Below are 7,391 nucleotides of genomic sequence, written 5' to 3'. Positions count from 1 at the left end.
CTCATCATACCGAAAGGGAGAATAGCGGGTAATGAACAATATTGCCTTGCAATAGATCAATTTTATCTAATTTTGATGTCGAAAGGCGCTCGGAGTTGTGCCGGTAAACCGTTTGAATATTTTTATAAAATAATTGTCGTTTGMGAAGCCTACACTCCAACTTATTTCGGATACAGACATACCAGATTCCTTCAAATAGATTTTAGCTTTTTCAACCCGATATTTGTGCACATAAATGATTAAGTTATGACCAGTCTTCTGTTTAAACAGTCGACTTATATAGTGCTCCTCCATCGAAACATACTTGGCGAGCGACTTCAGAGTCAGATTAGTATTATAGTGCTGGTGAATGTACCGGAGTATTTTGTTTATTTCCTCATGATCCGTCAGCCGCTCGTCCTTCATTGACTGGTGGTGTGTATAAGCCTGTAGGCGATTATTAAACAGTTCCATAAATGCTTGACTGGAGGATGACAACCGTAATTCCTGCAGCGGGAGACCATGATGCTCCACAATCCTTGCAACGATACGATCCAGTTGATGAATTGCAGAATAAGCCATGGAGGCCGGATAACGATTCTCCTGCATAACTTGCCACATCTGTTCAACGATAGGAAGGCATTGTTCGACTTTGTTTTGTTCAACCAATCTGAGAAGCTCTTTCTCCAATGACCAAGACATGCCCTTTTCCTGATTCTTTGATGTTGATACTAGTTTATTAGAAAAAAAACCCTTGTTGCCCGCATACCATTGATCATCCAGTTGACACAAAGCTTCGAACCATTCGTTTCTTAACTTGACGGAACTCTTAGTAACCGTAACAATAGCCTGATAAGGAAGCTCCAGCCCTGTAAGTTCAGCAGTTCCCCACTCAATAGGGACCTTACTCCATGCAAACACCGTAGTTATACCTGATTCGGTAAAAGACAGCAGTGAATGATTTACCGATTTCAATAACCTAAGACGTTTCACTTCGTTTACGCAGTAGTCTTGAGAGTCATGTACGAATGAGCACATCCAGACATGCTCCCCCAGTCCTGTCGACATCTCAATCCAGAAATCGTTATCTAGTGCATCACTATTATTATCCCTGTAAAAGCTATCCCAGATTGTCTGGATCAACTGCCTGCCGCGGGATATGGTCAAGTCTGCTGCTACCTTATTGCTCGCTGCTAGTTCCTGCTTGACCTTGTGCAGCGCAGCTTCAAGCGCATTCATATCCATCGACAGCTTCAGAATATATCCAGAGGCCCCGTGCTCCAGTGCCTGTTGGGCATATTCAAACTCATTCATACAGGTCAGCATGAGAAAGCGCCCAGCCCATCCAGAGGCCCGCGCAAGTCTCAGCAGCTCAACTCCATCCATTATCGGCATGACAATATCTGAGATCACCAAATCAGGCTGTTTAACCATAATGATATCTAGGGCATCGCAACCATTCTCAGCTTCCCCGACGATCTCGAAGCCGTGCTCACTCCAATTCACCTTTTGTATGATCGCTTTGCGTACCAGAGGCTCGTCCTCAACGATGAGTAGCTTCCACATCAATCTTCCCTCCCAAGGTGTATGGTGCGGCTACAAGCTTCGGCAGACACATTCGCACCGTCGTCCCTTTTTCCATGGCAATTAATTGTAAATCCCCTTCTTGCTTGAACAAGAGATGCAGCCGTTCACGAACATTGGATAGGCCGATACCTTTCCGCTTTCGCATTGGCTTGCTGATACACGCTTCCTCGATCCCTTGTCCATTATCAACAACCTCAACGATTAACTGCTGATCCGATTCATATGCACGAACAATAATAGTTCCATGGCTCATTCTTGCGAAGCCATGTATGATCGCATTTTCTACCAAAGGTTGAAGACTAAGCTTGGGCACTAGCACATATTGTAATGTCTCTTCATATTCATAACGGATTGTAAAACGCTGTTCATAACGAAAATTTTGAATTTGCATGTATGCCTCTACGAGTTCAATTTCCGATTGCAAATAAATCAGATCAACCTCTGTGTTCAGGCTCGTTTCCAGCAGCTTGCCCAAGTGAATGCAGATGTCTGCTGTCGTCTGGTCATCCCCTCCAATAGCGTTCCATTTCAATGTATTTAACGTATTCAACAAAAAATGCGGGTTCATCTGAGCCAGCAGCATTTGGAATTTGACCGCTTCCTTCTGCCGTTCCTCCACCTTCAATTTCTGAAACAGCTGATCCATATTCCTAACCATGGTGTTAAAAGCTCTTGCCAGTACGAGCAGTTCCCCATAGTAGGGCTTTTCCGGTAACACCGTCTTCAGCTCGGTATGTATCATTGTCTCCATTTTCCGTTTAAGCAGGCTGAGCGGTCTTGTAATCATAGAAGCAATCAAAAACGTAAGTACAATGAAAATAGCTGTCAGAATCATAAAGGTGAATAAAAATTTACGCTCGAGCGTTTTGAAATCTCCGAAATAAAAATGCAGCGGGAATGTACTGACCAGCGTCAGCTGACAATCTTGAAACTCTACAGACATTCCATTGTAGAGTATGGAATAATCCTCGTTGATCGTCTTTATGTCATTCTGAATCAGATGCGCTATCATCGAAGGCTTAATACCTCCGAACGCCTCTGTTTGAGCCAATATGCCCCCTTTGTCTCCCACTAAATAATAATTAGATTGAACAGGTAAGCTTCTGGAGGCCGTTCTTATCCAAGAGGATAGATCAAACCGAATACGACTGACACCTAGCAATTCCCCGTGATCCTGTAACAGTCCTGTCAATGTCAGCATTCTGTTCGACCCGGTTCCTTCTGCTTGCATGTCTGGTGCTGAAATCACCCACGAATAACTTTGGCCGCTTGTCGTCAGCTCCTCTAACGCTTGCTGCCCCCACTCTGCTGCGTCACTGATAGCTTTTCCCATTCCCGTATAGGCATAGCGCCCCTGGATATCCATAACAGCATAGTCCAAATACATACTCTGCGCGGGCTGTTGATTGCTCATTTGTTCTAGCTGCTCCTGAATAAGTCGGCTCTTCTCCAACCAATCCTCCTGCTCCGAAGCACGAAGCCCTTCAATAACAACGTTCTCTTTCTCCAAGCGAATCAACTGTCTGAAGGCCAGCGAAAATATACTATTTAAATCGGATTTCATGATTGCAAGCTGCGCTTTATCTTGTTCACTAATCTTCTGAACCAATAAATCCTCCGTCTGCCGGTAGTAATAAATTTGCAAGAGGAAGAATGGAATCAGAATGACGAGTATAAAACTAAAAAAAAGTCGGTATTTGATTTTTTGTGGAAAAAACATGGATATCCCCCTTGCTGCTGCCTATAGTCAGCCCATATTATCCTTAAGTCTAGCTCATTTCATGAGAAAACAAATAGAATAAATTGGTCTTTTGAATAGAACATAATTATCTTTCTTAAGAATAGTCGGATCAATGAAAAATAGATGGGCAGCCTAGTCGGCCGCCCATCTATTATTTCAACTCCATTATTGAAGCGATCAGCAGGTGAATCGACTCACCTTAATTCCAACTAATTAGCCATCATATAACGAAGCTCTAATGATCCGAGCTCCTCCGCTTCATTCATGACTGCAACTTCTCTAATATAAGCACGCTTCACCAGTTTTTGAAGAACTAGCGATAAATCAATATGCAGCACTTCAATAGAAGAATGTGTCTGTAGTTCTGCAATACTCCATGGCTCTTCACGTGACCTTAATATATCGAAGAGTATAGAGCAGCAACCCTTCATCTTGTTCATCACAGAGAACTCGCAGCCAAGCATAACCAGCTCTACACGCTGCTTTAATGTTTCAGGGCTAACTGTCAGCTCCTCGTAAAGCTTATATATGCCAGGATGAACCCGTCGCAATTGTTTCCAAACGGTCAACTCCGGATGACGTCCTTCTTCTATAAGTACAATATGCGCCCAGTGATGGAGCGCTGTAAGCACATGACTGTAGGCATCCAATACATTTCCATCAAGCAAGTCCTGCTTTGCTAGCAAATAGGTTCTCAAGAAACCAGCAAACTCCGTAAATTGTTTTTGCTTCCGCATGACATCCGGAAAAAGCAGCAGACGGTCACGCACACCGTTCAAATAGCTGTCGCGATCCAATAAGATCTCCCCCTGCACTAGCCACGCAATAATATTGCGATTTTCGCCCTCAGAAACCCATGCATCCAAGCTATTCGGATCAAGTGTTCGAATAAGTACTCGTTTGCCGTCGAATTGGACATGCTCTATTTCATTAGTAGGACGCCCATTCTCTACTATGACAAGGACTAGTAAATCCAAACCATCAATCAAAGGATTATAAGAATATGGATTTTCAATTACAGCTATACCAACCACTTCTGGTTGTGATCGATAGCTGTCTACGAAGTATTTTTTTATAGGTTTCACGAGTTCCTCCATATAGCTAATCGTTTTTTATTAGGCTATAATGATAATCTACAGACTTAATCCTTTTTCGACAACGAGAAGGCAATTTCCTGCTTACTCTCGTAGAAAAAGAGTTTCACTTTCATAAGTCAATTGTCAGGGAAAGGGTTTGATCGCATGAATAAATTCTTCTTTAAATCAGCTAAAATTAATGAATTCCGTCTATGGGGGCTTATTTTCACTCTAGTAGGTATGGGTGTAATGATACTCGGCACGGCAGGCATCGTATTTTTTGGACAAGCCGGAAAAATCATTGCTGCCATCTTCATGGTTATTGGAATGATCTCGTTACTCGTCAGCGTCGCTGTATACTTCTGGGCTGGCATGATGTCTACAAGCGCTACGATGCTTGAGTGTCCTGAATGTAATCGTCCAACTAAGATGCTTGGCAAAACCGATCGCTGCATGTATTGCAAAACACTGCTTACACTAGATCCATCACAAGCTACACATAGTCCATCTCAACAATCCTAAATATAATAATGAGGAGTTGCGTCAATTGTTAACGATGCAGCTCCTTTTTATTTTCAGAAGTATCATTGTACGAATTGCCCCGCGACACAAAAACAGACAGCCCCTTTCACATTCTCTTGAATGAAAGGGGCTGTCTGTTTAAATCATAAGAAAAAGGAATCAAATTATGGCCGTTTCTTTATTGCTTCATCAATTGTTTTCCATATAGAAGAAGTTTGGAATGCGCGTTGCCAGGTAGCAACTCCCGCTAAATCGTACTTTTTTACAAGAGCTACACGAGACTTCATGGAAAGATCATCCTCAATCCATATTCGTTGTAACGCTCCATCCTCCGTATATTCAACATAGTTCTGACCTGCCGCTTCATCAAGCACTGGCTTCAGTTTCTTAGTAGCAACAATATCCTTTACCCGATCCATACCAACCGCTTTAGAAGAAACAGTTACTTTACCGTCATCTGCTTTCTTCTCGGTCCATATCCGCGTGTAAAGAGGCATACTAAGCAATAGCTTACTTGGTGGCACCTTATCTTCCTCTAGAATTCGTTTAATCGAATTCTCTACCCAAGGCAAGGAAGCAACCGACCCTGATTTAGGACTAGAAGCCCAATGCTCATCATAGGCCATCACCATCATATAATCTACAACACTGCCTAAAGCAGCTCTATCCAAAAATAATGACCACATTTCACTAGATGACTTTGGTGTTACATCAACCGAAACTACAAGACCTTGCTCATGGAGCAACGGCGTTAACTCACGAATAAATTGCACGAAGTTCTCTTTGTCGGATGTATGCACATTTTCAAAGTCAATGTTGATACCCTGTAAATTATATATTTCCGCAAAAGCCAACAGCTGTTGGATCATATAGAAACGTGTCTCCACAGTCGCTAATGCCTTCGTTGTTCTGTCTGGTTCAAAATCATTATTGAAAAGTGCCCATACTTGCATGCCCTGCTGATGCGCCCATTTTACATATGCAGCATTTGCATTTCCTTTAATTGTCCCTTTATCGTCAGCAAGCTCAAACCAAGTGGGACTAACCACATTAACACCTTGCATTTGACCAATTTTGGACGTATCCGGATTTTTGTTATAAACGGCTTCCCAAGTTAAATTGATTTTACTTCCCAATACTTTCCAAGCGGTAAAAGCCGGCTCACGGACTGGTTCAGGTATTTGGTCAATGGTAGTAAGCTTTACATCTGTTTTATTCACATACCCTATATGCCCATTTGCACTTTGAACAAGTAACCAGCCATCTTGATCTTCCCATATACGAATGACATCCTTTTGCGGAAGCTTTTCTATATAAGGTGCACGAATTGTAGGCTCCGTTCGTATGGCAGTTCCCTTCTCGTGCATCGCTTCAGCAAGCTGAATCGTATCTCCTGCTTGAAGCAGAGTAACAATGCCGCTTTCTTCTAAATATTCAACCTTTAATCCGTACAATTCTTCAAGCGGCTCTTCTGGTATATAAACCGTGTCATTCGATATTTCAGCAGCAACCGTTAAATCATATGGCTTCTGATTGACGGTGGCCATCAAAGAGTCCGTCTTCAAATGCAGCACCTTATTCGCTGTTGTAATAATGATTGATCCGGAATCCTTCTCATATCGAATAGGCTTGTCCTCACCCAACACCTTAGTAAGCACCGTTAGCGGCAGTTTCACTTCGTTATTCTCTATGATAGCTCCTTGTTCGCCTTCTACACCATTAAGCATGATCGGTATATCAGCCTTATAATTCGGTTCAACCATTGAATTGTTTGGAATGTAGTTCATGTAGTAAACATATCCCACAACCGTTACTATTGCTGCGAAAATAAATAAAAACACAACACCCCTAACACCCCGGTTGCGTTTCTGGCGCGGTGCTCGGCTGTACATCGTTTCCAAGTCATCACTCTCCCGTTAAACAAACTTATCATTCTGAATCTCTACAATATAAACGGATGTTGCTATCCTCTATAAATGGTTATATTTTAATAAAAAACGTGCAGTGTAGCGTTTTACCGCTTCCCAGCACGTTCATCAGTCACATTATTATTTACTTCGTTACTACATTGCACGTCGAGCAAAGTCCATATATCTCCATACGGTGACCTTCAACTACAAACCCTGTCACACGAGATGCTGTTTTTTCCACTTCTAATAATGGAGGATATTCGAAATCAACGATTTGCCCACATTTTTTGCAAATTGCATGATAATGATCAGATAAATCTGAATCAAAACGACTTGAATCATCGCCATAGGTTAGCTCACGAACTAAGCCTGCTTCAACAAATAATCGCAAATTATTATATATAGTAGCTACGCTAATACTAGGATAAATTGGAGAGAGCGCTTTATATATTTCATCTGCTGTCGGATGCGACATAGAGTTCATCAAGTAGCTTAGTATGGCGTGTCGTTGCGGGGTCATACGGACGCCATTCATCTTCAGTTGTTCTAATGCCAAGTTAACGTTGGCTCCCATTC

At 42.3% G+C, this 7,391-nt stretch carries 6 protein-coding genes; 1 reads left to right on the top strand and 5 read right to left on the bottom strand.

Going from position 1 to position 7,391, the window contains the following annotated elements:
• Positions 1-66 precede the first annotated feature (66 nt).
• The 3 genes from AC1DWN_RS23525 to AC1DWN_RS23515 all read right to left on the bottom strand — a co-directional run bounded on the left by AC1DWN_RS23525 (position 67) and on the right by AC1DWN_RS23515 (position 4,392).
• Positions 67-1,545: a response regulator transcription factor gene (locus tag AC1DWN_RS23525; protein WP_477561325.1), complete on the bottom strand. Its 1,479-nt coding sequence runs from the start codon at positions 1,543-1,545 to the stop codon at positions 67-69.
• Positions 1,523-3,286 (bottom strand): sensor histidine kinase, encoded by a 1,764-nt coding sequence (locus AC1DWN_RS23520; RefSeq protein ID WP_477561324.1) that lies wholly within the window; start codon positions 3,284-3,286, stop codon positions 1,523-1,525. The genes AC1DWN_RS23525 and AC1DWN_RS23520 overlap by 23 nt, the downstream gene beginning before the upstream one ends.
• A 230-nt stretch (positions 3,287-3,516) precedes the next feature.
• On the bottom strand, positions 3,517-4,392 hold the full coding sequence (locus AC1DWN_RS23515; protein WP_477561323.1) for a nucleotidyltransferase-like protein: 876 nt from the start codon (positions 4,390-4,392) through the stop codon (positions 3,517-3,519).
• A 156-nt stretch (positions 4,393-4,548) separates the two neighbouring features.
• Between AC1DWN_RS23515 and AC1DWN_RS23510 the strand changes: the two genes are divergently transcribed.
• Positions 4,549-4,905, top strand: coding sequence for a YgzB family protein (locus AC1DWN_RS23510; protein ID WP_477561322.1), 357 nt, complete (start codon positions 4,549-4,551; stop codon positions 4,903-4,905).
• Positions 4,906-5,069: 164 nt separating this feature from the next.
• Here the strand turns inward: AC1DWN_RS23510 and AC1DWN_RS23505 are convergent, their stop codons facing one another.
• Together AC1DWN_RS23505 and perR are read right to left on the bottom strand one after the other, a co-directional pair.
• Positions 5,070-6,797 carry a glycosyl hydrolase family 18 protein gene (locus AC1DWN_RS23505; RefSeq protein WP_477561326.1) on the bottom strand — a complete coding sequence of 576 codons (1,728 nt, stop codon included), beginning with the start codon at positions 6,795-6,797 and terminating at the stop codon, positions 5,070-5,072.
• Positions 6,798-6,957: 160 nt separating this feature from the next.
• Positions 6,958-7,389, bottom strand: coding sequence for a peroxide-responsive transcriptional repressor PerR (gene perR, locus AC1DWN_RS23500; RefSeq protein ID WP_477561321.1), 432 nt, complete (start codon positions 7,387-7,389; stop codon positions 6,958-6,960).
• Positions 7,390-7,391 lie beyond the last annotated feature (2 nt).

Source organism: Paenibacillus sp. P4_A7, from assembly GCF_056402455.1.
This window is presented reverse-complemented; position numbering and strand designations above follow the sequence as displayed.